Source organism: Nonomuraea sp. B208 (genome assembly GCF_057536035.1).
In genome coordinates, this window is record NZ_BAAJOU010000023.1 from 60,330 (window position 1) to 82,610 (window position 22,281).

The 22,281-nt window shown below is 73.1% G+C and carries 20 protein-coding genes; 18 read left to right on the top strand and 2 right to left on the bottom strand.

Translation table 11 applies throughout. The features are described from left to right. Window positions 1-8 precede the first annotated feature (8 nt). From AC27IY_RS24110 to AC27IY_RS24130, 5 genes are read left to right on the top strand one after another with little or no spacing between them, the layout of a single operon-like run. Entirely contained in the window at window positions 9-1,016 is a 1,008-nt protein-coding gene (locus tag AC27IY_RS24110; RefSeq protein ID WP_344219726.1) for a Gfo/Idh/MocA family protein, read from the top strand. Continuing rightward, window positions 1,013-1,783: a sugar phosphate isomerase/epimerase family protein gene (locus AC27IY_RS24115; RefSeq protein ID WP_487179245.1), complete on the top strand. Its 771-nt coding sequence runs from the start codon at window positions 1,013-1,015 to the stop codon at window positions 1,781-1,783. Before AC27IY_RS24110 ends, AC27IY_RS24115 begins: the two co-directional genes overlap by 4 nt. Further along, window positions 1,780-3,225, top strand: a complete 1,446-nt coding sequence (locus AC27IY_RS24120; RefSeq protein ID WP_487179246.1) for a beta-N-acetylhexosaminidase — start codon at window positions 1,780-1,782, stop codon at window positions 3,223-3,225. The genes AC27IY_RS24115 and AC27IY_RS24120 overlap by 4 nt, the downstream gene beginning before the upstream one ends. Beyond that, window positions 3,212-4,237, top strand: coding sequence for an NAD-dependent epimerase/dehydratase family protein (locus AC27IY_RS24125; RefSeq protein ID WP_487179247.1), 1,026 nt, complete (start codon window positions 3,212-3,214; stop codon window positions 4,235-4,237). The genes AC27IY_RS24120 and AC27IY_RS24125 overlap by 14 nt, the downstream gene beginning before the upstream one ends. A 1-nt stretch (window position 4,238) precedes the next feature. Continuing rightward, window positions 4,239-5,246 carry a dihydrodipicolinate synthase family protein gene (locus AC27IY_RS24130; protein WP_344219718.1) on the top strand — a complete coding sequence of 336 codons (1,008 nt, stop codon included), beginning with the start codon at window positions 4,239-4,241 and terminating at the stop codon, window positions 5,244-5,246. A 46-nt stretch (window positions 5,247-5,292) separates the two neighbouring features. Here AC27IY_RS24130 and AC27IY_RS24135 read toward each other — a convergent pair whose 3' ends face one another. Beyond that, window positions 5,293-6,438 (bottom strand): mandelate racemase/muconate lactonizing enzyme family protein, encoded by a 1,146-nt coding sequence (locus AC27IY_RS24135; protein ID WP_487179248.1) that lies wholly within the window; start codon window positions 6,436-6,438, stop codon window positions 5,293-5,295. A gap of 179 nt (window positions 6,439-6,617) precedes the next feature. Between AC27IY_RS24135 and AC27IY_RS24140 the strand changes: the two genes are divergently transcribed. The 10 genes from AC27IY_RS24140 (at window position 6,618) to AC27IY_RS24185 (ending at window position 16,209) form a co-directional block, all read left to right on the top strand. Next, window positions 6,618-7,214, top strand: coding sequence for a DUF1707 SHOCT-like domain-containing protein (locus tag AC27IY_RS24140; protein ID WP_344219714.1), 597 nt, complete (start codon window positions 6,618-6,620; stop codon window positions 7,212-7,214). 45 nt (window positions 7,215-7,259) lie between these two features. After that, complete coding sequence (locus tag AC27IY_RS24145) at window positions 7,260-7,823, top strand: hypothetical protein (RefSeq protein ID WP_487179249.1); 564 nt, start codon at window positions 7,260-7,262, stop codon at window positions 7,821-7,823. An 85-nt stretch (window positions 7,824-7,908) separates the two neighbouring features. After that, window positions 7,909-8,445, top strand: coding sequence for an MFS transporter (locus tag AC27IY_RS24150; protein ID WP_487179250.1), 537 nt, complete (start codon window positions 7,909-7,911; stop codon window positions 8,443-8,445). A 109-nt stretch (window positions 8,446-8,554) separates the two neighbouring features. Beyond that, window positions 8,555-9,121, top strand: a complete 567-nt coding sequence (locus tag AC27IY_RS24155) for a sigma-70 family RNA polymerase sigma factor (RefSeq protein WP_487179251.1) — start codon at window positions 8,555-8,557, stop codon at window positions 9,119-9,121. 82 nt (window positions 9,122-9,203) lie between these two features. Beyond that, on the top strand, window positions 9,204-11,513 hold the full coding sequence (locus tag AC27IY_RS24160; protein WP_487179252.1) for a heavy metal translocating P-type ATPase: 2,310 nt from the start codon (window positions 9,204-9,206) through the stop codon (window positions 11,511-11,513). A 183-nt stretch (window positions 11,514-11,696) separates the two neighbouring features. Further along, window positions 11,697-12,347 (top strand): DJ-1/PfpI family protein, encoded by a 651-nt coding sequence (locus AC27IY_RS24165; protein ID WP_487179253.1) that lies wholly within the window; start codon window positions 11,697-11,699, stop codon window positions 12,345-12,347. Beyond that, window positions 12,344-13,336: an ABC transporter substrate-binding protein gene (locus tag AC27IY_RS24170; RefSeq protein ID WP_487179254.1), complete on the top strand. Its 993-nt coding sequence runs from the start codon at window positions 12,344-12,346 to the stop codon at window positions 13,334-13,336. The genes AC27IY_RS24165 and AC27IY_RS24170 overlap by 4 nt, the downstream gene beginning before the upstream one ends. After that, window positions 13,333-14,397 carry a FecCD family ABC transporter permease gene (locus AC27IY_RS24175; RefSeq protein ID WP_487179255.1) on the top strand — a complete coding sequence of 355 codons (1,065 nt, stop codon included), beginning with the start codon at window positions 13,333-13,335 and terminating at the stop codon, window positions 14,395-14,397. Before AC27IY_RS24170 ends, AC27IY_RS24175 begins: the two co-directional genes overlap by 4 nt. Continuing rightward, complete coding sequence (locus AC27IY_RS24180) at window positions 14,394-15,251, top strand: ABC transporter ATP-binding protein (RefSeq protein ID WP_487179256.1); 858 nt, start codon at window positions 14,394-14,396, stop codon at window positions 15,249-15,251. Before AC27IY_RS24175 ends, AC27IY_RS24180 begins: the two co-directional genes overlap by 4 nt. Beyond that, a complete protein-coding gene (locus tag AC27IY_RS24185) occupies window positions 15,241-16,209 on the top strand; it encodes a GlxA family transcriptional regulator (RefSeq protein WP_423444684.1) in 969 nt (322 codons plus the stop codon). The genes AC27IY_RS24180 and AC27IY_RS24185 overlap by 11 nt, the downstream gene beginning before the upstream one ends. Window positions 16,210-16,270: 61 nt before the next feature. Here AC27IY_RS24185 and AC27IY_RS24190 read toward each other — a convergent pair whose 3' ends face one another. Further along, on the bottom strand, window positions 16,271-17,125 hold the full coding sequence (locus tag AC27IY_RS24190) for an AfsR/SARP family transcriptional regulator (protein ID WP_487179257.1): 855 nt from the start codon (window positions 17,123-17,125) through the stop codon (window positions 16,271-16,273). A 277-nt stretch (window positions 17,126-17,402) separates the two neighbouring features. Here AC27IY_RS24190 and AC27IY_RS24195 point away from each other — a divergent pair, with 277 nt between their 5' ends. From AC27IY_RS24195 to AC27IY_RS24205, 3 genes are read left to right on the top strand one after another with little or no spacing between them, the layout of a single operon-like run. Beyond that, window positions 17,403-19,475 (top strand): Agd3-related carbohydrate deacetylase, encoded by a 2,073-nt coding sequence (locus AC27IY_RS24195; protein ID WP_487179258.1) that lies wholly within the window; start codon window positions 17,403-17,405, stop codon window positions 19,473-19,475. Beyond that, complete coding sequence (gene pelF / locus AC27IY_RS24200; RefSeq protein WP_364458187.1) at window positions 19,472-20,884, top strand: GT4 family glycosyltransferase PelF; 1,413 nt, start codon at window positions 19,472-19,474, stop codon at window positions 20,882-20,884. Before AC27IY_RS24195 ends, pelF begins: the two co-directional genes overlap by 4 nt. Continuing rightward, the gene (locus tag AC27IY_RS24205) at window positions 20,881-22,281 is read left to right on the top strand and encodes a hypothetical protein (protein ID WP_487179259.1); all 1,401 of its coding nucleotides are present in this window, start codon (window positions 20,881-20,883) and stop codon (window positions 22,279-22,281) included. The genes pelF and AC27IY_RS24205 overlap by 4 nt, the downstream gene beginning before the upstream one ends.

The window sequence follows — 22,281 nt, forward strand, 5'->3', positions numbered from 1 at the left end:
AGGAAATCGTGACCACAACATCCGGGCTGCGCCTGGGCGTCATCGGCGCGGGCACCATCGCGGAGTTCCACGTGGCCGCCGCCCGCCAGAGCGCCGGGCAGGTGAAGGTCACCGCGGTGTGCGACGTACGGGCCGAGGCGGCCGAGAAGCTGGCCGCCGAAGCCGGCGCCCGCGTCTTCACCGACCACCGGTCGATGATCGACGCCGGCGGCCTCGACGCGGTCGTGATCACCGTCCCGCACGCGCTGCACGCCCCGATCACCCTCGACGCCGCCGCGGCCGGGCTGCACGTGCTCGTCGAGAAGCCGATCGCCACCACGCGCGAGGACGCCCTCCGCATGATCGAGGCGTGCCGCGCGGCCGGCGTCGTGTTCGCGGTCGGGCACGTCCTGCGCTTCGTCCCGACGCTGCGCGCCGCGGCCGGGTTCCTCGCCTCGGGCGAGCTGGGCCAGGTCGTGGTGGCCTCCGAACGGCGCACCGCCGACTACGGCGACCCCTCGCGTCCCCGCTGGTTCCTCGACGCCGGCATGGCGGGCGGCGGCATCGTGCTCAACGTCGGCACCCACAGCATCGACAAGCTGCAGATGCTCGTCGGCTCGCCGATCGTCGAGGTCACCGCGCACGTCGCCGGGCCCGCCGGCGAGTCGGTGGAGACCGAGGCGGTCGCCCTGGCCCGGCACGCCGACGGCACCCGTTCGACGATCTCCGTCACCGGGACCGGCCTGCCGTTCACCGACGAGGCCGAGATCGTGTGCGGCGAGGGCGCGCTGCGCATCAGCCGCGGCGAGGGCGTCTGGTCCTTCCGCGGCGGCGTGGCCACCCAGGTCGCCGCGCCCGGCAGCGGCGAGATGGCCACGGCGTTCGCCGCGCAGCTCGCCGACTTCGCGCGCGCCTGCGCCGCCCGCACCGCCCCCGAGGTCACCGCCGAGTACGCCCTGTCGGTCCTCGACGTCGCCCTGGCCGTCTACGAGTCCGCCCGCCTGGGCTCCACCGTCACCGTGAAGGGACAGTCATGAACCCGCTCGCGTTCAGCACGCTCGGCATGCCGGGCGCCCCGGCCGAGGAGGTCATCGAAACCGCCTCCCGGTACGGCTGCGCCGCCGTCGAGCTGCGCTGCGCGGAAGGCGAGATCGTCGCGCCGGACACCCCCGCCGCCGAGCTGCGCTCGATCGCCCGGACGTTCGCCGGCGCCGGGATCGAGATCGTCGCCGTGTGCTCCTACACCCGCGTGGCCAGGCCGGACGGCGACCCGGTGGCCGAGGTGCTGCGCCACGTCGAGATCGCCGAAGCGCTCGGCTCGCCGTACGTGCGGGTCTTCGGCGGCGTCGAAGGGCAGGACGACCCGGCCGCCGCCGCGACTCGGAGGCTCGCGGACGTGGCCGGACGGCTGCCCGACAACGGCGTGGACGTGCTGCTGGAGACGCACGACGTGTTCCTGACGGGCGAGGCGATCGCCGGCGTGCTGGCCGGGGTCGGCTCGCCGCGCGTGGGCGCGCTGTGGGACGTGGTCAACCCGTGGCGGGCGGGCGAGAGCGCCGCCGCGACCGCGGACGCGCTGGCGCCGTACCTGCGGCACGTGCAGATCAAGGACGCGGCCTCGCCCACCGACCTGGCGCCGGTGCTGCCCGGCCAGGGCGCGGTGGGGGTGCCCGGCGTGCTCGCCGAGCTCGGCCGCATCGGGTACGCCGGCCACCTCGCGCTGGAATGGGAGCTCGCCTGGTATCCCGACGCGCCGCCGATCGGCGAGGCCCTGACCGCCTTCCGCAAGGTGCTCGGGCGATGATCCCCCTGGTCGCATCGGCGGCCCCGGACCAGGGGCGGTTCCCGCTGGGCCCGGGCGCCCGGGTGAGCGGCCCGCACGCCGATCTCGCACGGGACCTGCTCGGCCTGGACACCCGCGGCGGCGGCCCCGGCGAGGTCGCGCTCAAGCTGGTGGCCGACCCGTCGCTCGGCGCGGAGGGCTACACCCTCACCGTCACCCCGGACCGGGCGGTGATCGCCGCGGCGGGCGCCGCCGGGCTCGGCTGGGGCGTGCAGACGCTGCGCCAGCTCGACGCGCCCGGCGGGGTGCCCTGCGGCACCGTCCGCGACGTGCCCAGGTACGCCTGGCGCGGCGTGATGATCGACGTGGCCCGCTGGTGGCGCCCCGTGTCGTTCCTGCGCGCGTACGTCGACCTGCTGGCGCTGCACAAGTTCAACGTCCTGCACCTGCATCTCACCGACGACCAGGGCTGGCGGTTCGAGGTGCGCGCGCACCCGCGCCTGACCGAGGTCGGGGCCCATCGCGCCGAGTCCCCGGTCGGGCACGCGCGGGAGGGCAGGTCCGACGGCACCCCGCACGGCGGCTTCTACACCCAGCGGGAGCTGCGCGACCTGGTGGAGTACGCCGCGGCGCGCGGCGTCACCGTGGTCCCCGAGATCGAGTTCCCCGGGCACTCGCAGGCCGCCATCGCGGCCTGCCCGTGGCTCGGCCACCCGTCCGCGGAGCCCGTCGAGGTGCGGACCACGTGGGGCATCTCCTCGCACGTGCTCAACGTGAGCGACCGCGCCGCCGCGTTCGCCCGCGACGTGCTCGACGAGCTGAGCGACGTCTTCTCCTCCCCGTACGTGCACATCGGCGGGGACGAGGTCCGCGGCGACGCCTGGGCGACCAGCCCGGAGGCGGCGCGGCGGGTGGCGAGCGCCGGGCTCGACCGGCCGGAGGCGCTGCTCGGCTGGTGGGGCCGGCTGCTCGCCGACCACCTGCGCGGGCTCGGCCGCCGCGCCGTGGCCTGGGACGACATGCTCGACCACGACCCGCCCGAGGACATGGTGATCATGGCGTGGCGCGGCGTGGACCGGATCGAGGCGGCCGCGCGGGCGGGCCACGACGTCGTCGCCGCCCCGCACACGCACACCTACCTCGACTACGCCGAGTCCGACGCCCCCGGCGAGCCGGTCAGCATCTCGGGGCCGCTGCCGCTGGAGACCGTGTACGGCTTCGACGCGGGCGACGCCGTCCTCGGTCTGCAGGCGCAGCTCTGGGGCGAGTACCTGCCCACGAAGGAGCGCTTCGACTACAACGCCTTCCCCCGGCTGTGCGCCGTCGCCGAGGCGGCCTGGTCCTCCGGCCGGGACCTCGGAGACTTCACCCGGCGGCTGACCGCCCACCTGCCGCTCCTCGACCGGCTGGGTGTGGCGTACCGGCGGCCGTACGACCAAGGAGCGGCACGTGTTCACCTCTGAACGGGAGCTCGACGACCGGCTGGCCACCCCCTCGGCCGCGCTGGTCGCCGACGCCGCCGCGCTGGACGGCGACCTCGTCGTGCTCGGCGCGGGCGGCAAGATGGGGCCGAGCCTGGTGCGGCTGGCCAGGCGCGCGCTGGACGCGGCGGGCCGGGGCTCGGCCCGCGTGTACGCCGTGTCCCGCTGGACCGACGGCCGCGCGGCCCGGGCGCTGGCGGAGGAGGGCGTGGACGTGGTCGCCCACGACCTGAGCGCCGGCGACGACCTCGACGGGCTGCCCGACGCGGCGAACGTCGTGTTCATGGTGGGGGCCAAGTTCGGCACGTCGGCCGCGCCCTACCAGGCATGGGCCGTCAACGCGGCGCTGCCGGCCGCCGTGGCCCGGCGCTACCGGGACTCGTCGGTCGCGGTGTTCTCCACCGGCAACGTCTACCCGCTGGTGGACGTGGCCTCCGGCGGCAGCGCCGAGGACGACCGGCCGGAACCGGTCGGCGAGTACGCGATGAGCTGCCTCGGCAGGGAACGCGTCTTCGAGCACGCCGCCGCCGCGTACGGCACCCGGGTCTCGGTCCTGCGCCTCAACTACGCGGTGGACCTGCGCTACGGCGTGCTCGCCGACCTCGCGGTCACGGTGGCGGCCGGCGAGCCGGTCGACGTCACCACCGGGCACGTCAACGTCGTGTGGCAGGGCTACGCCAACGAGGTCGCGCTGCGCTCGCTGCGGCACGCGCGCGCCCCTGAGCCGTTCACGATCAACCTGACCGGGCCGGAGACCGCGTCGGTCCGGCGCACGGCGACCCGGCTGGCGGCCGCGCTGGGGACCAAGGCGTCCTTCGCCGGCAGCGAGAGCGGCACGGCGCTGCTCAGCGACGCCTCGGTCTGCCACGGCCTGTTCGGCTACCCGGACGTGCCGCTGGACACGCTGATCAGCTGGCAGGCCGGCTGGTTGTCGCGCGGGCTGCCCCTGTCGGGCAAGCCCACCAAGTTCGCGGTACGCGACGGGAGGTTCTGACATGTCGATCGACCTGCTGCGGGAGGGCGCGGTCATCCCCGCCCACCCCCTGGCGCTGACCGCCGCCCGCACGTTCGACGAGCGCCGCCAGCGCGCGCTCACCCGCTACTACCTCGCCTCGGGAGCGGGCGGCGCGGCCGTGGCGGTGCACACGACGCAGTTCGCGATCCGCGAGGCGGGTCTGCTGCGGCCGGTGCTCGAGCTCGCCGCCGAGGTCGTGGCCAAGGAGGCCGAGCGGCCCTTCGTCCTGGTCGCGGGGGCGTGCGGCGACACCGCGCAGGCCGTGGCGGAGGCCGAGCTCGCGGCCTCGCTGGGCTACCACGCGGTGCTGCTGTCGCCGAAGGTGCCGGGCGCGGGCGAGCCGGAGCTGCTGGCACGTGCCAGGGCGGTGGGCGAGGTGCTGCCGGTGGTCGGCTTCTACCTCCAGGAGGCGGTGGGCGGGCAGCGGCTCAGCCCGTCGTTCTGGAGGTCGCTGAGCGAGCAGGAGTCGGTGGTGGCGATCAAGATGGCGCCCTTCGACCGGTACCGCACCGTCGACGTGGTCAACGCGGTGGCGGCCTCGGGGCGGGGCGACGACATCGCGCTCTACACCGGCAACGACGACAACATCCTGGCCGACCTGCTCACCCCCGTCGCGGGCCGCCGCGTCGTCGGCGGGCTGCTCGGCCAGTGGGCGGTGTGGACGCGGGCGGCGGTGCTCATGTTCGAGGAGGTGCGCCGGGCCTGGGCCGGGGACGACGACGTCCTGCGGTCCCTGCTGGCCCGCGCCGCCGACCTCACCGACGCCAACGGCGCGGTGTTCGACGTGGCGGGCGGCTTCCACGGTTGCATCGCCGGGGTGCACGAGGTGCTGCGCGGCCAGGGGCTCATGGCCGGCACGTGGTGCCTCGACCCGGACGAGGGGCTGTCGCCGGGGCAGGCGGGGGAGATCGCGCGGGTGCGCGCGGCCTACCCGTGGCTGGTGGACGACGACTTCGTCGCCGCGCACCTGGACGACTGGCTCCGCTGAGCCGGCGAGCCCGGGGTGAGGGATTCCCCGCCCCGGGCTCGTGGTCTCAGATGGTCCAGTGGGCCGTGGACAGGGCGCGGACGGCGTCCTCGTCCACCTCGACGCCGAGGCCGGGCCCGGTGGGCACCAGGGCCGTCCCGCCCGTGACCTTCACCGTCTCGCCGCCGACGTACGCCGAGCGCACGAACTGGCGGCCGTTGAGATCGACCGGGGTGTCCACGCCGAAGGCGGCGAACAGGTGCAGCGAGGCCGCGAACCCCAGGTCGGTGTCCGTCAGCCCCGACCCCATGATGCGCAGCCCGGCGTCCTCGGCGAGCTGGCACAACCTGCGGGAGAGCGTGAGGCCGCCCGACCGCTGCACCTTGGCGATGGCGATGTCCACGGCGTCGAGCTTCACGAACGTGGCCAGGTCGGACGGATGGCGCAGGCTCTCGTCCAGCGCCACCGGCAGCGGGCTGTGGTCGCGCAGCCGGCGCAGCCCGGTGACGTCGTTGGCGGGCAGCGGCTGCTCGAACGCCGACACGTTCAGGTCCGCGAGCCGCCTCGCCATGCGCAGCGCGCCGTCCACCGTGTAGGCCTGGTTCGCGTCCACCCAGAGGGGCGCGTCAGGGGCGGCCTCCCTGACCGCCGCGACGACGGACAGGTCCGTCGCCTCGTCGTGCAGGCCCACCTTGACCTTGTACGCGCCGTAGCCGTGCGCCCGCCCCTCCTCGACCGCCTGCCGCACCTCGTCGGCCGTCTGACCGGCCACGATCCAGCCGAGCGTGATCCGGTCGAGGCGGCGCTGGCCCCACAGCACGCCGACGGAGACGCCGAGCGCCCGGCCGAGCAGGTCGTGCAGCGCGATGTCGAGCGCCGACTTGGCGATGGGCGACCCGATCGTCAGCCCCCTGTTGATCACCTTCTCGTAGACCGCGCAGGCGCCGTCCAGGTCCCACGCGGGGCGTCCGACGAGGGCGGGAGCGAGATAGCGGGCGATCGTCGTCGAGATCGACTCCACGGTCTCGTAGGTCCAGGCCGGGGTCGGCGTCGCTTCTCCCCAGCCGGTCACCCCGCCGGCCGTCACCTTGACGAGAACCCGTTCGGCGGGCTTTCCCTCCGTCGTGACGTTTCCACCGGAGATGCTGAACGACCGGATGGACGGCAGCTCCACGACGAATACTTCGATCCGCTCGACGACCAGCGATTCCATGTTTCTCCAAGCGGCAGGAATTCATGCTCTTTTTATATTCTTGGCGTCCCGAATCTAGCACGCCGGAAATAATTCATGAATTAGCGGAATGAATTCATGCGCCCGCTTTCCGCGGCACTTTGGCCGGCGGCATCGAGCCCGGACGGGCTGCTTTCCCCCTATCTCCCTATCATTGGGGCATGAACGATGGGCTTCCGGAACCAGTCGGCCGTGATGGGTGGCGCGTCTCGCACGACGAGCGTGAAGCGGTGGTGGAGCGGCTGAACACGGCGGCGGCCGAGGGCCGGCTCGACCTCAGCGAGCTGGACGCCCGCCTGGAGCAGGCGTTGAACGCCAAGACGTACGCCGACCTGGCGCCGCTCACCGCCGACCTGCCGCCGGACGTCCCGGTGAACCAGGAACCGCTGGTCCTCAAGGGCGGCATGCACGGCCTGACCCGATCGGGACGCTGGGACGTGCCGCCGCGCATCACCGTGTACGGCGGCATGGGCGCCGTCAAGCTCGACTTCACCGAGACCGAATGCCGGCTGCCCGAGGTCCACATCGAGGCGCAGGGCCAGATGGCCGGCGTCACGATCATCATCCCCGACGGCTGGGCCGCGGAGACGTCCCGCATGGAGGGCGGCCTCGGCGGTTTCAAGGACAAGACCACCCCGCAGCGCCTCCCCAGGACCCCGCTGATCCGCCTCTCCGGCACCGGCGGCGCGGGCGGCGTGGTCATCCGGCACCCCAACACCTGGGAACGCAGGAAGCAGCGGCGCCTCCAGGGGCGTTAGGGGCGGCCTTCCCGACCGGGTCGCCGGGCTGGAAGGATGAGTGCCGTGTCCGCCCTCGAACGGGTCTCGCGCCTGGCGCGCGCCGCTGTCTTCGCCGCGGTGTGCGTCGTCGTGTCCGCGGGCGGTCATGTCCTGGCCGGAGGCGTTCCGGTCGCGGTGCCCACGTTGCTCGCCGGCGTGCTGGGGGCCTTCGCCCTCGCCTTCGTGCTCAACGGACGGCAGCGCGGGCCCGAGACCGTCGTCGCGGCGACGGCCGCCGCTCAGATCCTGCTGCACGAGCTGTTCACCAGGAGCGCCGGCGTCACCGTGGCCGCCGCCGGGCACGCGCACACCGGGACGCCCGGCGCCGCCATGACCGTGGCGCACCTCGTGATCGCGGTGATGAGCGGATGGTGGCTGTACCGCGGGGAGAGCGCGTTCTGGCTGATGGTCCGGTTGTGGGGGACGGCTCCGCTGCCGAAGCTGCGGCGGTTGCTCGCCGGCGTGGTCGAGCCGTTCGTGACGCCGGTCGCGGTCGTGCTCGTGGCCGGGGCGGGGACGTATCGCGGGCCTGAGCTCGTACGGGCGATCCTGCGGCGCGGGCCGCCCGTGGCCGCGCACCCGCACTGACGCCCGCCCCGGCCCGTTCGCCGGGGTGGAGGCATCGGCCGCCGTGCCGGTGCCGGCTCGCCGCCCTGAGACGACAGCCGGAGTCATGCCCGCTGGAGTGATGTTCCGCCTGCTGCGCACCACGGCCTTCGCCGTGGTGTGCTGTGGGCTGTCCGCGTTCGCCCACCTGCTCGGGGGCGGCAGGGTGACCGCCCTCATGATGGTGGCGGCTCTGGCGGTCTCCTTCGTCGCGGCCATGCCGGCCACCGGCCGGGAGCGAGGCGGGCCGGCCGTCTTCCTCCTTCTCGCGGGGGTGCAGGTGGCGTTGCACCTGCTGTTCTCGTTCGCGCCGCCGGGGCTGCCGGGTGTGCCCGGCGGGCACGCGCACTCCGGGCTCGTACCGGGTGTGGGGATGCTGGTCTCCCACGGTCTGGCGACCCTGATGACGGCGCTCTGGCTGGCACGGGGTGAGGCGGTGCTCTGGGCGCTGCTGCGGCACCTCGGGGTGCGTGTCATCGTGCTGCTGCCTGGGGCGCACCGCACGCCGTACTGGACGGTGGTCGTCCGCGCCGTCGAGCCCGGGCCTCTTCGCTCCGCGGTGCTGGAGCACGCGCTGAGCGGGCGCGCCCCACCGGCTGGCTGAACCTCTCGTTCCTCCCCTTCACCGGACGGATGCGCTCCGCCCGGCGGTCGTCGTACGCCCGAAACGGGAGTTCTCCATGCCGGAAACACCAGACCAGAGAGTGATCGATGTGAATCCTGTTGTCGCCGATGAACGCGCCGACGACGATCGGCGCCTGACCGCGCTCGCGCTGGCCGCCCGCGACGGCGCGCCCGCGGACGTCGCGGCCTTCACCGAGGCGGTGTACGCCGACGTACGCCGTTTCCTCGCCTACCTGACCGACGTGCAGTCGGCCGACGACCTGACCCAGGAGACGTTCGTCCGGGTCCTGGGCAGCCTGCCGCGCTTCGCCGGGAAATCGTCGGCCAGGGCCTGGCTGTTGTCCATCGCCCGCCGGGTGGTCGTCGACCGCTTCCGGGCCGCGCGGGCCCGGCCCGTGGTGGCGGACCTGGCGGACTGGCAGGCCGCCGTGGAGCGGTGCCAGCCACGTGACCTGCCCGGATCGCAGGACGCGGTGGAGCTGGCCGAACTGCTGGCCGAGGTGCCGCATGAACGGCGCCGCGCCTTCGTGCTGACCCAGGTCGTGGGCCTGCGGTACGCCGAGGCCGCCGAACTGCTCGGCTGCCCGGTGGGAACGGTGCGCTCCAGGGTGGCCCGGGCCCGGCACCAGCTTTCCGCGTCCTGGCTGGCCGCCTGACCATCCTGTGACGCAGGTCGAGGGAACTTCCGCCTCGATCCGTCCGACGGCTCCGGTAAACCCACAGAACTCGGAGTCCTCAATGACAACACGCACCGCACAACCAGGGCGAGCCGGTCTCGGAACGGAGGCCGTCCAGCTCCTCATCGGCGGCATGACCTGCGCCTCGTGCGCCGCCCGGGTGGAGCGCAAGCTCAACCGGATGGACGGCGTGAGCGCCAGCGTCAACTACGCGACCGAGAAGGCGACGATTGAGGCCGGCGGCGTCCCGGTGGAAGAGCTGATCCGGACGGTCGAGCGCACCGGCTACAGCGCCGAGGTGGTCACTCCGCAGGCGCCGGCCGCGCCGGAGGACACCGACGACCGGCGCGTCCGGATGCTGGGCCGCCGCATGATCGTGGCCGTCGGGCTGGCCTTCGTGCTGATGGACCTGTCGATGGGCATGGCGTTCGTCCCGGAGTGGCACTTCGCGGGCTGGCAGTGGGTGCTGATCGGCCTGACGCTGCCGATGGTCACCTGGTGCGCCTGGCCGTTCCACCGCAACGCCTTCCGCGCGGCCCGGCACGGCGCCACCTCCATGGACACCCTGATCTCGACCGGCGTGATCACCTCGACCCTCTGGTCGGTGTACGTCATCCTGTTCCCGATCGACGCCGGACCCGCCGGGCCGGGCCTGTGGGCGGCGCTGTCCGCGCCGGACAGCGCGTTCTACCTGGACGTCGCCGCAGGGGTGACGATGTTCGCGCTGGCCGGCCGGTACCTGGAGGCGCGGGCGCGGCGCTCCTCCGGCGCGGTGCTGCGCCGCCTGGCCGAGCTGGGCGCCAAGGACGTCAGCGTCCTGCGCGCCGACGGCAACGAGTACCGCATCGACGTGGCGGACCTGCGCACCGGCGATGTGTTCGTGGTCCGGCCGGGGGAGAGCATCGCCGCCGACGGCCGGATCGAGTCCGGGCAGAGCACCATCGACACCAGCGCCATGACCGGCGAGCCGGTGCCCGTCGAGGTCGGCGAGGGCGACGCGGTGACCGGCGCGACCGTCAACCTCAGCGGGCGTCTGTTCGTCCGCGCCACCCAGGTGGGCGCGGGCACCCAGCTCGCCGCGCTGATCCGGCTCGTCGAGCACGCCCAGGCCGACAAGGCCGCCGTGCAGCGGCTCGCGGACCGGATCTGCGGCTGGTTCGTCCCGGCCGTCTTCGTCCTGTCGGCGCTGACCCTGGCCGTGTGGCTGCTCGCCGGCGGCCAGACCCACCAGGCGGTCACGGCCGCGCTGGCCGTGCTCATCATCGCCTGCCCGTGCGCGCTCGGCCTGGCCATCCCCACCGCCCTGCAGGTCGCCTCCGGCACCGGCGCCAAGCTCGGCGTGTTCATCAAGAGCCATCAGGCCATGGAGTCCGCGCGGGTCATCGACACCGTCGTGCTGGACAAGACCGGCACCCTCACCCAGGGCCGCATGAGCGTCGTGGACCTCGTCGGCGAGGACACCCTGCGCTACGCCGGAGCCGTCGAGGACGCCTCCGAGCACGCCGTCGCCACCGCCATCGCCGCCCACGCCCGCGCCGAGCTCGGCGACCTGCCCGAGGTGGACGATTTCACCGCCCTGGCCGGACTGGGCGCGAAGGGCACCGTCGAGGGCCGGCGCGTCCTCGTCGGCTCGGCCCGGCTGCTGACCCGGCACGACGTCACCATCCCCCCGGTCCTCGACGACGCGCGGACCCGCTGGGAGAGCCAGGGCCGCACCGTCGTCCTCGTCGCCGCCGACGGGACGGCCATCGGGGCGCTCGCCCTCGCCGACGCCGTCAAACCCTCCGCCGCCGCCGCGATCGCCCGCCTGCACGCCATGGGACTCCGCACCCTGCTGCTCACCGGCGACAACGCCACCACCGCCCGCGCCGTCGCCGCCCAGGCCGGCATCACCGAGGTCATCGCCGAAGTGCTGCCCGCCGACAAGGAGGCCACCATCGCGCGGCTCCAGGGCGAGGGCCACCGCGTGGCCATGGTCGGCGACGGCATCAACGACGCCCCGGCGCTCGCCCGCGCCGACCTCGGGCTGGCCGTGGTGGACGGCACCGACGTCGCGCTGGCCGCCGCCGACCTCATCCTGATCCGCGACGACCTCGACGTGGTCCCCACGGCGCTCACTCTGGCCCGCGCCACCCTGCGCACCATCCGCGGCAACCTCGTCTGGGCCTTCGGCTACAACGTGGCCGCCCTCCCACTGGCCGCCACCGGCCTGCTCAACCCCCTCATCGCCGGCGGCGCCATGGCGCTGTCCTCGGTGTTCGTCGTCACCAACAGCCTGCGGCTGCGCCGCTACGCGCCGCCTCCGGCGACCGGCGACTTCCTCACCGCGCACCTCGACGACGAGGACGAGGCGGTGCGCGAGAAGGTCTGACCCGTCACGGCTGAAGTTCCCGGGAACCAGGGCGGGCTTCGCGACGACTGGTCGGACGAGCCCCTTTGTGCCCAGGGCCGTGGCCGGAAGCCGGCGGACGTTGGCCTGCCGGCCACTTCCAGGCGAGGGGGCGTCTCGTCACCATGGGGACCCGCGATGCGACACCGAGAACCTGGAGGCAGCATGCGAGCCGACATCCGAGCCGACATCCGAGCCGACATCGTCGTCTTCGACGGCGCGGACGACCTCGACGTGGTGGGCCCGTACGAGGTGCTGGGCCTGGCCGGCCGCGCCGGGCAGGGCGTCACGGTACGGCTGGTGTCCCTGGACGGGCCGCGGACGGTGACCACGGCGGGCGGTCTGCTCCTGCCCGCGGCCGGCTGGGCGCCGCAGGAGGCCGACATGCTCATCGTGCCCGGCGGCGGCTACGCCACGAGCGAGACCTCGGGCGTCCGGACGGAGCTGGACTCGGGCCGGCTGCCCGCCGCGCTCGCCGCGGCGGCCCGGCCCGGCCTGGTGCTCGCGTCCGTCTGCACGGGCGCGATGCTGCTGGGCGCGGGCGGACTGCTGACCGGCCGGGCCTGCACCACGCACCATCGCGCCGTCGAGGACCTGGTGGCGGCCGGTGGCCGGTACGTGAAAGCCCGGGTGGTGGACGACGGCGACGTGGTGACCGCCGGTGGCATCACCTCGGGCCTGGACCTGGCGATCTGGCTCGTCGAGCGGCACCGCGGCGCGCAGGCCGCCGCGCTGGTGCAGCAGATCCTGGAGTACGAGCGCCGCGAACCGCTGTGGCGTTCCGGCGACCCGGTCACCTCGGGCGCGGGACGATGAGGCGGCGGCTGACGCTCTGCCTGGTCGCGATGCTGCCCCTGACGGCGACCGGCTGCGGCGGCGACGTGCGGCCGACGGCCGCCGGCCGGTCCGTCGTGGTCAAGGACTGCGCGGGCAAGGACGTCAGCTTCAGCGCGCCGCCCGCGAAGGTGGTGACCCTCGACGGGTACGCCGCCCAGACGATGGCCCGGCTCGGCCTGACCGGCAAGATCACCGGCACCGGTTACCCCGCCCCGTTCACCGTGGACACCTCCCCTTACCGAGAGGAACTGGCCAAGGTCCCGGTCCTGGCCGAGCGGGTGCCGGTCACCGAGGTCGTCGCCGCGCAGCGGCCCGACCTCGTCCTGACCGCCTTCTCCGCCTTCGGCGGGCCACCCGGCAGCCCCAAGGACGCCGACCTCGCCACCATGAACGCCAAGGGACTGGCCGCCTGCCTGCCCGGCGGCGACAGCCCGTCCGGCCCCGCCCTGGCCGACCTCGCACCCACCTACGACTACATCCGCAAGCTCGGCACCGTCTTCGGCGTCCAGGACCGCGCCGAGCGGCTCGTCTCCGAGCTGCGCGCCCGCCAGGACGCCGTCAGGACCGGCGGCGCCAGGCCGCGCGTCATGATCGTGCAGGACGACCCGGTCGCCGGGCAGCCGATCAAGACCTCCGGCACCGGCACGATCGCCCACGCCCTGCTCACGCTGGCGGGCGGCGAGAACCTCTTCCCCGACGTCCACGCGATGCACGCCGACGTCTCCCCGGAGCAGGTGGTCAAGCGGGACCCGGAGGTGATCTGGGTGCTCACCGACTACAACTTCGCCAAGGTCAAGGGCCGGGAGCTGGTCGACGAGGTCAGGCGGAACCCCCTGCTGTCCGGGACCACGGCCGTCAAGCGGGGAAGGGTCTTGTCGACCTCGCAGTACCTGGTCTCCTTCCCCAGCCCGCTCAACCTCGACGCGCTGGAACAGCTCGCCGCCGACCTGCGTGCGGGCGGCCGATGATCGCGATCGTCGGCAGGCTGCCCGCGCGGGTCGCCGCCGTGCCGTACCCGGCGCTGGTCGCCCTGCTCACGGCGGCGCTGGCCGTCTCGGTGGTGGCCGCCACCGGGTTCGGGGCGGTCGGCGTGCCCGCGGGAGAGGTCGCCGGCATCCTCGCCCACCACCTGACCGGCGGCGGCGACAGCACGTCCACCGCCGACCTCATCGTCTGGCGGATCCGCTTCCCGCGCGTGCTGCTCAGCGCGGTGGCCGGCGCCGGGCTCGCGCTGGCCGGGGCCGTCGTGCAGGGCGTGGTCCGCAACCCGGTCGCCGACCCGTACCTGCTGGGCCTGTCCCACGGCGCCTCCGTCGGCGCCGTGCTGGTGCTGACCACCGGCACCGCCGTGCTCGGCGCGCTCACCTTGCCGGCGGCGGCGTTCACCGGCGCCGCCGTCGCGATCGGGATCGTGCTGGCGATGTCCACCAGACAGCGCCGGCTGCTGCCGGTGCGGCTCATCCTGGTGGGCGTCGCCTTCGGGCACCTGTTCGCCGGGATCACCTCGTTCGTGCTCGCGCGTACCGACAGCTCCGCCGCCCAGCAGCAGATCATCTTCTGGCTGCTCGGCGGCCTGTCCGGCACGAACTGGGCCACCCTGCCCGTGCCCGCGATCGTCGTCGGCGTGGCCACGGGGCTGCTGCTGGCGCGGGCCCGCCGGCTCAACGCCCTGGTGCTGGGCGAGGAGGCCGGCGCGGCGCTGGGACTCAACGCCAGCCGGCAGCGCTGGTACCTGCTCCTGCTCGTCACGCTGCTGACCGGCACGGTCGTCGCCGTGTCCGGCGGGATCGGGTTCGTCGGCCTGATCGTGCCGCACCTGGCCCGGATGCTGGTCGGCGCCGACCACCGCCGCATGCTGCCCGTCGCGGTGGTGCTCGGCGCGCTCTTCCTGCTGTGGGCCGACGTGGCGGCGCGGATCCTGATCTCTCCCGCCGAGCTGCCCATCGGCGTGCTGACCGCGTTCCTCGGAGTGCCGTGCTTCCTGCTCGTCATGCGGGCGCGCGGCCTGGCCGCCCAGGAGACCTCATGAGACTCGAACTCGACGCCGTATCGGTCACCCTCGGTCGCAGGACCGTGGTCCACGACGTGTCGCTGACCGTCCCCGCGGGCGGGTTCGCGGCGCTCGTCGGGCCGAACGGCAGCGGCAAGTCCACCCTGCTCCGCACCGTCTACCGTGCCGTGCGACCGGAGTCAGGCACCGTCCGGCTCGACGGCCGTGACCTGTGGTCGATGCCGCCCGCGCACGCCGCACGCAGCGTGGGCGTGCTCATGCAGGAGCAGCACACCGGCTTCGAGTTCACCGTCGCCGAGACCGTCGCCCTGGGCCGCACGCCGCACCTGGGCTTCTTCGACCGATTTCGCCGCGAGGACCACGCCGCGGTCGCGGAGGCCCTGGACCGTACCGGCCTGGCCGCCTTCGCCGGGCGCCGCGTCGGGCAGCTCTCCGGCGGCGAGCGCCAGCGGGTCCTGCTCGCCCGCGCCCTGGCCGGCCGGCCCCGGCTGCTCGTCCTGGACGAGCCGACCAACCACCTGGACGTCCGCCACCAGCTCGACCTCCTCGAACTCGTCCGGGACCTGGACGTCACCGTGCTCGCCGCCCTGCACAGCCTCGACCTGGCCGCCACGTACGCCGACACCGTCGCCGTGCTGCGACAGGGACGGCTCGTGGCGCACGGCCCGGCCGCCGACGTGCTGACACCCGCGACGATCGGGGAGGTGTTCGAGGTGGACGCCTCCGTGCACCCCGGAGCCGGCGTGCCCCCCGCAGCCGGCGTGCACGGCGGCTCGAGGCTCGTGCTGCGGCCCCGCTGCGTCTGCCCGGACCGGCCCTGCCACTGGAGCTGCCGCAACCGCACGGGGACGTTGCTGAGCGATGCCCGCTGACCCGCACCTCGTCGCCGTACTCGCCCTCGACGGGGTGGTCGGCTTCGACCTGTCGATGCCCTGCCAGGTCTTCGGCACCGCCCGCCTGCCCGACGGCGCCTACCCCTACCAGGTGCGCGTCTGCGGGGTGACCCCGTCGGTGAACGCCACCGCCGGCGGCGTCGGCTACTACCGCATCGAGGCGCCCAACGGCCTGGACGGCGCCGAGGACGCCGACACCGTCGTGGTGCCCGGCGTCACCGTCACCCGCCGGGCCCCCGAAGCCGTGCTCGACCTGCTGCGCGAGGCCGCGGCCCGCAAGGCGCGGATCGTGTCCATCTGCACCGGCGCGTTCGTGCTCGCCGAGGCGGGCCTGCTGTCCGGGCGGCAGGCCACCACGCACTGGAGGGCGGCGGGCGAGCTGGCCCGCCGTCACCCCGACGTGCGCGTGGACCCCAAGCCCCTCTACGTGGGGGACGGGCGGCTGTTCACCTCGGCGGGCGTGGCCGCCGGGCTCGACCTGTGCCTGCACCTGATCCACCGCGACTTCGGCGCGGCTGTGGCGGCGAGCGCCGCCCGCGCCACCGTCATGGCGCCCAGCCGCGACGGCGACCAGGCCCAGTTCATCCCGCAGCCACCGGCCCCCGCCGCGAGCGGCAGCCTGGCCGCGACCCTCGCCTGGATGCGCGAGCACGCGGCCGAACCGCTCACCCTCGCCGGCATCGCGCGCCACGCCAACCTCAGCGTCCGTACGCTCACGCGCCGCTTCCAGGAGCAGACCGGCACCACGCCCGCGGCCTGGCTCGCCCGCGAGCGGCTGCTGCTGGCACGGCACCTGCTGGAGACCACCGACCTGCCGATCCCCGCCGTCGCCGACCGCAGCGGCCACGGCTCGGCCGGCGCCCTGCGCGCGCACTTCGCCCGCGAACTGCACACCAGCCCGCACCGCTACCGGCAGTCCTTCCGGCCCCGCACCTGAAGCCTCCGGCCCCGACGGACGCAAGCGATGCGACGCCGCGGCGTCGCGTCAAGGGGCCCTGTCAGCGGACGCGTCTGGCGCAGTGGGGACAGGTCGGCGCGTGACGGAGGGTGGTGCGGCGGTGCACGCGTCGCGTGGCGCCCTCGGTCGGCGCGGCGGGCGGCGGGGGGCCCAGGGACAGGGAGGCGTCCCTGGCCAGGATCGCCGTCTGGAGTCGCCGCAGCTCGGGGGAGGGCTCCAGGCCGAGGTCCTCGCTGAGAATGTCCCGCCCGTCGCGATAGACGTCCAGGGCGTCGGCCTGCCGCCCGCTGTGATACAGGGCGATCATGAGCTGGGCCCGGAACTTCTCCCGCAGCGGATGCTCGCGGACGAGCTCCGACAGCTCCGCGATCAGATCACCGTGCCGGCGCAGCCGCAGATCGGCCTCGATGCGGTCGGCGAGCGCCGCCAGCCGCTGCTCCTCCAGCCGGGTGGCGTGCTGGCGGAGCAGCGAGATGTCGTTCAGCCCGGACAGCGCGGGTCCTCGCCACATGTCGAGGGCTGCCCGCAGCAGGTCGCTGCCCCTTGCATCGTTCCAGGCCGCGATCGCCTGACGCCCCTGTCGTACCAGGTCCTCGAAGCGCCGGGCGTCCACGGCCTCGGACGGCACGCGCAGCTGGTAGCCCGCGGCACGGTGCACGATGGGGGCGCGGTCGCGCAGTGTGCGCCTGAGGCGATGCAGTTGCAGGCGCAGGCGCGCGCCACCGGCGTCACCCGCCTCGGCGCCCCAGAGGGCGTCGATCAGGACGTCGCTGTGGGCGACCTTGCCGTGATGGCAGAGCAACAGGGCGAGCAGAGTGCGTTGTTGGATCGAGCGGAGGGATAAATGTTCCTCCCCGTCCACGACTTCCAGCGCGCCCAAAATGCCGAACTGCATGGGTCTCCCCCCGGCTGCATGTGCCCGACTTTTCAGCTGATCAAGCATAAGTCCAACCTGCCCGGCTGTGGGGCCTAGGTCGGGAAACCGAGCTGAAACCGAAGTGAAACGCGAGGTCCGCACACTTTCCCTGGCTGATGGTGTCTATGCCAGGCTTGGGATGCATTCGGGGCTTGTGTGCCGAATGGGGGGATATATGAATATTTTTCCGCGTGTGCGACAGACTATTCGTAGGCCGTCACGTAGTGTGATCGCCATCACCGGAGCGTCTGTCCTGGTGACCGGTCTCTTCGCCGGCGGAGCCGCGGCCGCCGTATCGGGGAGCGACCATGGGCATGCTCACGCCGCCCCCCTCCGCGCCAAGGTCGAGCGCCCGAAGGTGACCAAGCTGGGCCCGCTGCCGAAGGTGAAGACGAAGGGCGGCGTGGCGGTCAAGCGCGCCACCACGACGGCGAAGACCACCGCCGCGCTGGCCGCCGCGGCCAGCGACCGGGTGGGCCTGCGCGCGCTCGTCATCGGCGTGGACCAGGACGACTGGGGCGTGGCGACCTGGAAGTCCGTGCTCGACCGGGTCGGCGCCCCGTACGACGTGCTGTTCAGCAAGACCCAGGCCCTCACCGCGTCCGACCTGCTGCGGGCCGACGGCGCGGGAAAGTACAACGCGGTCCTGCTGACCAACGGCTCGCTGCTCCACTTCGACGGCGCCAACTACGTCAGCGGTCTGGACAGCACCGAATGGAACGTTCTATGGGCCTACGAGCGGGACTACAGCGTCCGCCAGGTCTCCCTCTACACCGCCTACGGCACCTGGCCGGAGGACTACTGCCTGCGCGCGGGCAGTGAGGGCGGCATCGGCGACACCCCCATCAGCACCGAGCTGACCTCCGCGGGCGCGGGCGTGTTCGACTACCTCAAGACCGGCGTGAACGTGCCGATCTCGCTCTCCTACGCCTACCGCAGCACGATCGCCCCGGGCTGCTCGGCCGAGGCGATCATCACCAGCGGCTCCGACGTGCTCGGCGTCCGCAGCACCTCCACCGACGGCCGCGAGCGCATGGCGCTGACGTTCACCTCCAACCAGTACCTGCCGCAGGCCGACCTGCTGACGTACGGGCTGTTCAGGTGGGCCACCAGGGGCCTGTTCCTGGGCGAGCAGCGCCACTACCTCAACGCCGACGTGGACGACTGGTTCAACTCCACCGACCACCTGTACCCCGACGGCCACGTGGAGAGCGACCCGGGCTACCGGACCACCAGAGCCGACGCGGTGAGCACGTACAACCAGCAGAACGCCTTCACCGCCGGCAACCCGCTCGCCTCGGGCTTCAAGCTGAACCTGGCCTACAACGGCGAGGGCACGACGCTGAACTCCCCCTCGACGTGCTCCACCCCGCCGTTCGGCGCCGACGGGCTCACCAGCTACTCGCGCTGCCGCGCCTCCTCCTTCACCTGGATCAACCACACGTTCTCGCACCCGAAGATGAACTTCACGGACTACGCGACCAGCTACTCCGAGATCCAGGACAACCTCACCAGGGCCGCCGCGCTGGGCCTGAGCGTGGACGCGACCGTGCTGAAGACCGGCGAGTACTCCGGCCTCGGCGTCTACAACCCCGACGTCAACAACGACATCGACCCGCCCACGGACTACGGCCTGGCCGCCTCCAACCCCCACCTGCTGCAGGCCGCCAAGGACCTCGGCGTGAAGTACCTGCACGGCAACATGTCGTTCGGCAGCCACCAGCCGTCCTGCTTCAACTGCGGCATCCACCACCCGCTCGAGCCGTCGCTGATGGTGGTGCCCGACTGGCCCACCAACATCGCCTACCACACCACCACGCCGGCCGAGCAGACGCTGTTCTACAACTCCTACTACGGGCCGAACGGCAAGTTCCCCTACTGGCCGGTCGACCAGACCTACGCCCAGGTCCTGGAGCATGAGAGCGACGTGGCGCTGCAGCACGTCATGTCGGGTTCGATCTACGCGCACACCTTCCACCAGGGCAACCTGCGTGACTACGGGTCGGGCAAGAGCCTGGTCTTCGACTGGCTGAACGCGGTCATGGCCAAGTACAACGCCTACTACAACGTTCCCGTCATCACCCCCGACTGGGGTGGCATCGCCCACTACGTCGAGGACCGGACCAAGCACTTCGCCGGGCTCGCCGGGGTGGACGCCGTCTACGACCGGGTCGCGGGCACGGTCACGTTCACCTCGAGCGCCGCCGCCGCCGTCTTCGCGACCAACGCCGCGGCCCCGGGCGCGACGACGTACGGCACCGACTCCATCGCCCGCCTCACGCTCACCGCGGGCGTGCCCGTCACCGTCACCGCGAGTGTGCGCGCATGAAGGTGACCTTCGTGTCGGAGGGCACGTACCCGTTCGCCATGGGTGGGGTGAGCGTCTGGATGGACCAGCTCATCAGGGGCATGCCCGATTACCGATGGGACGTCATCACCCTGACGGTGGACGGCAGGGAACGCTCGGTCTGGGAGCGCCCCCCGAACCTGGAGAAGGTCGTCTCCGTGCCCCTGTGGGCCGGACGACGCCGCCGGCGCCCCTCGCGGGCGCCGGGGCGCGGCTTCAGCGACGTGTACGGGCGCTTCCTGGAGATGGTGCTCACGCCGGCCACCATGGGTGACGGCAGCAAGGAATTCCTGTCGGTGCTGGAGTCGCTGTACCGCTTCGCCGACTGGGGCGGCGACCTCATGAGCGCGATCACGGCCAACGAGTCGCTCTCGCAGCTCATGGACGCCTGGTACTGGAGCAGGAGCGACGCGCTCAACCTGTCCGACGCGGTCATCGCCAGCGACCTGCTGGGCCACATGCTGCGGCCGCTGGCCGAGCCGCCGCCGCAGGCCGATCTGGTGCACGTCTCCATGAACGGGCTCAGCATGCTCGTGGCGATGAGCGCCAAGTGGCGCTACGGCACGCCCGCCGTGCTCTCCGAGCACGGCGTCTACCTGCGGGAACGCTACCTGCAGTACGTCAACGAGCCGGTCCCGCACTCCGTGCGGGTGCTGCTGCTCAGTTTCTTCCGCCGGCTGGCCGGGGCGGCGTACGTGGCGGCCGACCGCATCGCGCCGCACTCGTCGTACAACCGGCGCTGGCAGGTCCGCAACGGCGCCGACCCGAGCCGGATCCGGATCATGTACAACGGCGTGGACCCGAAGGAGTTCCCCGTCGCCACCGGCGAACCCGACGTGCCCACGCTGGTGTTCATGGGCCGGGTGGACCCGCTGAAGGACCTGCACACGCTGATCCGCGCGTTCCAGATCGTCCGTCACAGGATCCCCAACGCCCGGCTGCGGATCTTCGGCGGCGTGCCGGCGGGCAACGAGAGCTACCACGAGAGCTGCGTCGAGCTGATCGAGGAGCTGGGGCTGCAGGGCGCGGCCACGTTCGAGGGCCGGGTCGGCTCTCCGGTGGACGCCTACCACGCCGGCCAGGTCGTGGCACTGACCAGCATCTCCGAGGGTTTCCCCTACACCGTGGTCGAGGCCATGGCGTGCGGCAGGCCCTGCGTGGTCACCAACGTCGGCGGCGTGGCCGAGGCGGTGGGCGAGGCCGGGTTCGTGGTGCCGCCGCGCGACTACCGCGCCGCCGCCGACGCCATGGTGCGCCTGCTGCTCGACGCCCCGCTGCGCCGCCACCTCGGCGCCCTGTCGCACGCCCGCGTGCTGGAGCGGTTCACGCTCCGGCAGTCGCTGGACGACTACCGTTCGGTCTACAGGGAACTCCTGGGGGCCCGGGCATGACCCAGCCGCCGTCGTCACGGGACATCGACGCCCTCATCGACCCCATGGGCACCGGGGTCTTCCGCGCCGTGGAGCCCCTCCAGGTCGCGGCCATGCTGGAATCCCAGGGGCTCAACGACAAGGTCGCCCGCGAGCTGTACGACCACACCTCCGTGTTCTCCCTGGCCGAGACCGCCTACTCGCACATCAGGTCCAAGGGCGCCCCGCCGCCGGGGTCCACCGGGTTCCTCAAGCGGGCCAGGCCGGTCGCCCAGATCCTGCACGGCCTGCTGTACGCCCTGCCCGCGGCCCTGCTGCCCGCCGCGTCGGGGCTCGTCGGCACGCAGTGGCTGATGCCGGGACTGGTCTTCACCACCGGCCTCGGCTGGGTGATCGGCGGCGCGGCGACGCATCTGGCGTACTCGCTGATCGGGCACGGCCATGTGCGCTCGGCGGGCCGCGTGCTGCGTACCGGGATGCTGGTGGCCGTCCTGGGCGTGGCGATGCTGGCCGGCGTGATCACGGGGCTGCGGGACGGTCCCGTCGAGCTGATCGCCCTGTGCATCATGCAGGTGACCTTCCAGATCGCCTCGGGGATCCTGCTGTTCTACCGGCGCGAGGGCTGGCTCGGGCTGATCATGATGCCGGCCGTCGTCGCCGGGGTCGCCTACATCGTCATCGGCGACAGCGACATCGGCCTGCTGACCCTCGGCGTGGGCTTCGCCTGCATCCTCGCCTGCGTGGCGGGCGCGCTCCGGCTGACCCTCACCAGGAATCCCGCGGGGGACGCCGCCGAGCCGCCGCTGCGCCTGCTGGCCCGCGCGAACGTGCGCGCGCTGCTCCCGTGGGTGCTCTACTCCGCGCTGTCGGCGGTGTTCCTGCTGCAGGCCGAGGCCCGGTACGTGCTCGACCGCACCGACATCGCCGTGGCCGGCGCCGGGCTCGTCATCGGCATGGGCATCCTGGAGTACCGGGCGCACGCGTTCGAGGACGAGACCAGGGCGGCGATCCGCCAGGTCCGCTACCCCTCCGACTTCACCCGGCGCGGCCGATGGCTGCTCGCCAAGGGTGTGCTGATCTGCCTGGCGTGGCTGGCGGTGCTGTCCGTGCTGCCGCTGGCCTTCCTGCTGGGCAAGAACGAACTGACCCACGCCAGCATCGCCATGGCCGCCGCCCACGTGATCGTCGGCGGCGCGTACTTCCTGGCGTTCCTGCTGGGCAACCAGGGCAGAGTCGTGCCTCTCTGCGTGGCACAGGCCGCGGCGCTCGCCGTACACCCCCTCGGCCGTCTTCTCCTGCCCGCAGGGGCGCCGGCGCTGGCCGACGTCCTTCTCTTCGCCGCCGCCGCGTTGCTGTTCCTGCTGATCCTTCTCGTCCTCATGAGCCAGGGCCTCAGGGATGTCAGACAGTACAGCTGA

Excerpts from the sequence above, each read along its gene's own strand:
- AC27IY_RS24115 (WP_487179245.1), top strand. The coding sequence starts at position 1,013 with ATGAACCCGCTCGCGTTCAGCACGCTCGGCATGCCGGGCGCCCCGGCC.
- AC27IY_RS24120 (WP_487179246.1), top strand. The coding sequence starts at position 1,780 with ATGATCCCCCTGGTCGCATCGGCGGCCCCGGACCAGGGGCGGTTCCCG.
- AC27IY_RS24130 (WP_344219718.1), top strand. The coding sequence starts at position 4,239 with ATGTCGATCGACCTGCTGCGGGAGGGCGCGGTCATCCCCGCCCACCCC.
- AC27IY_RS24135 (WP_487179248.1), bottom strand. The coding sequence starts at position 6,438 with ATGGAATCGCTGGTCGTCGAGCGGATCGAAGTATTCGTCGTGGAGCTG.
- AC27IY_RS24140 (WP_344219714.1), top strand. The coding sequence starts at position 6,618 with ATGAACGATGGGCTTCCGGAACCAGTCGGCCGTGATGGGTGGCGCGTC.
- AC27IY_RS24150 (WP_487179250.1), top strand. The coding sequence starts at position 7,909 with ATGCCCGCTGGAGTGATGTTCCGCCTGCTGCGCACCACGGCCTTCGCC.
- AC27IY_RS24160 (WP_487179252.1), top strand. The coding sequence starts at position 9,204 with ATGACAACACGCACCGCACAACCAGGGCGAGCCGGTCTCGGAACGGAG.
- AC27IY_RS24165 (WP_487179253.1), top strand. The coding sequence starts at position 11,697 with ATGCGAGCCGACATCCGAGCCGACATCCGAGCCGACATCGTCGTCTTC.
- AC27IY_RS24170 (WP_487179254.1), top strand. The coding sequence starts at position 12,344 with ATGAGGCGGCGGCTGACGCTCTGCCTGGTCGCGATGCTGCCCCTGACG.
- AC27IY_RS24175 (WP_487179255.1), top strand. The coding sequence starts at position 13,333 with ATGATCGCGATCGTCGGCAGGCTGCCCGCGCGGGTCGCCGCCGTGCCG.
- AC27IY_RS24180 (WP_487179256.1), top strand. The coding sequence starts at position 14,394 with ATGAGACTCGAACTCGACGCCGTATCGGTCACCCTCGGTCGCAGGACC.
- AC27IY_RS24185 (WP_423444684.1), top strand. The coding sequence starts at position 15,241 with ATGCCCGCTGACCCGCACCTCGTCGCCGTACTCGCCCTCGACGGGGTG.
- AC27IY_RS24190 (WP_487179257.1), bottom strand. The coding sequence starts at position 17,125 with ATGCAGTTCGGCATTTTGGGCGCGCTGGAAGTCGTGGACGGGGAGGAA.
- pelF (WP_364458187.1), top strand. The coding sequence starts at position 19,472 with ATGAAGGTGACCTTCGTGTCGGAGGGCACGTACCCGTTCGCCATGGGT.
- AC27IY_RS24205 (WP_487179259.1), top strand. The coding sequence starts at position 20,881 with ATGACCCAGCCGCCGTCGTCACGGGACATCGACGCCCTCATCGACCCC.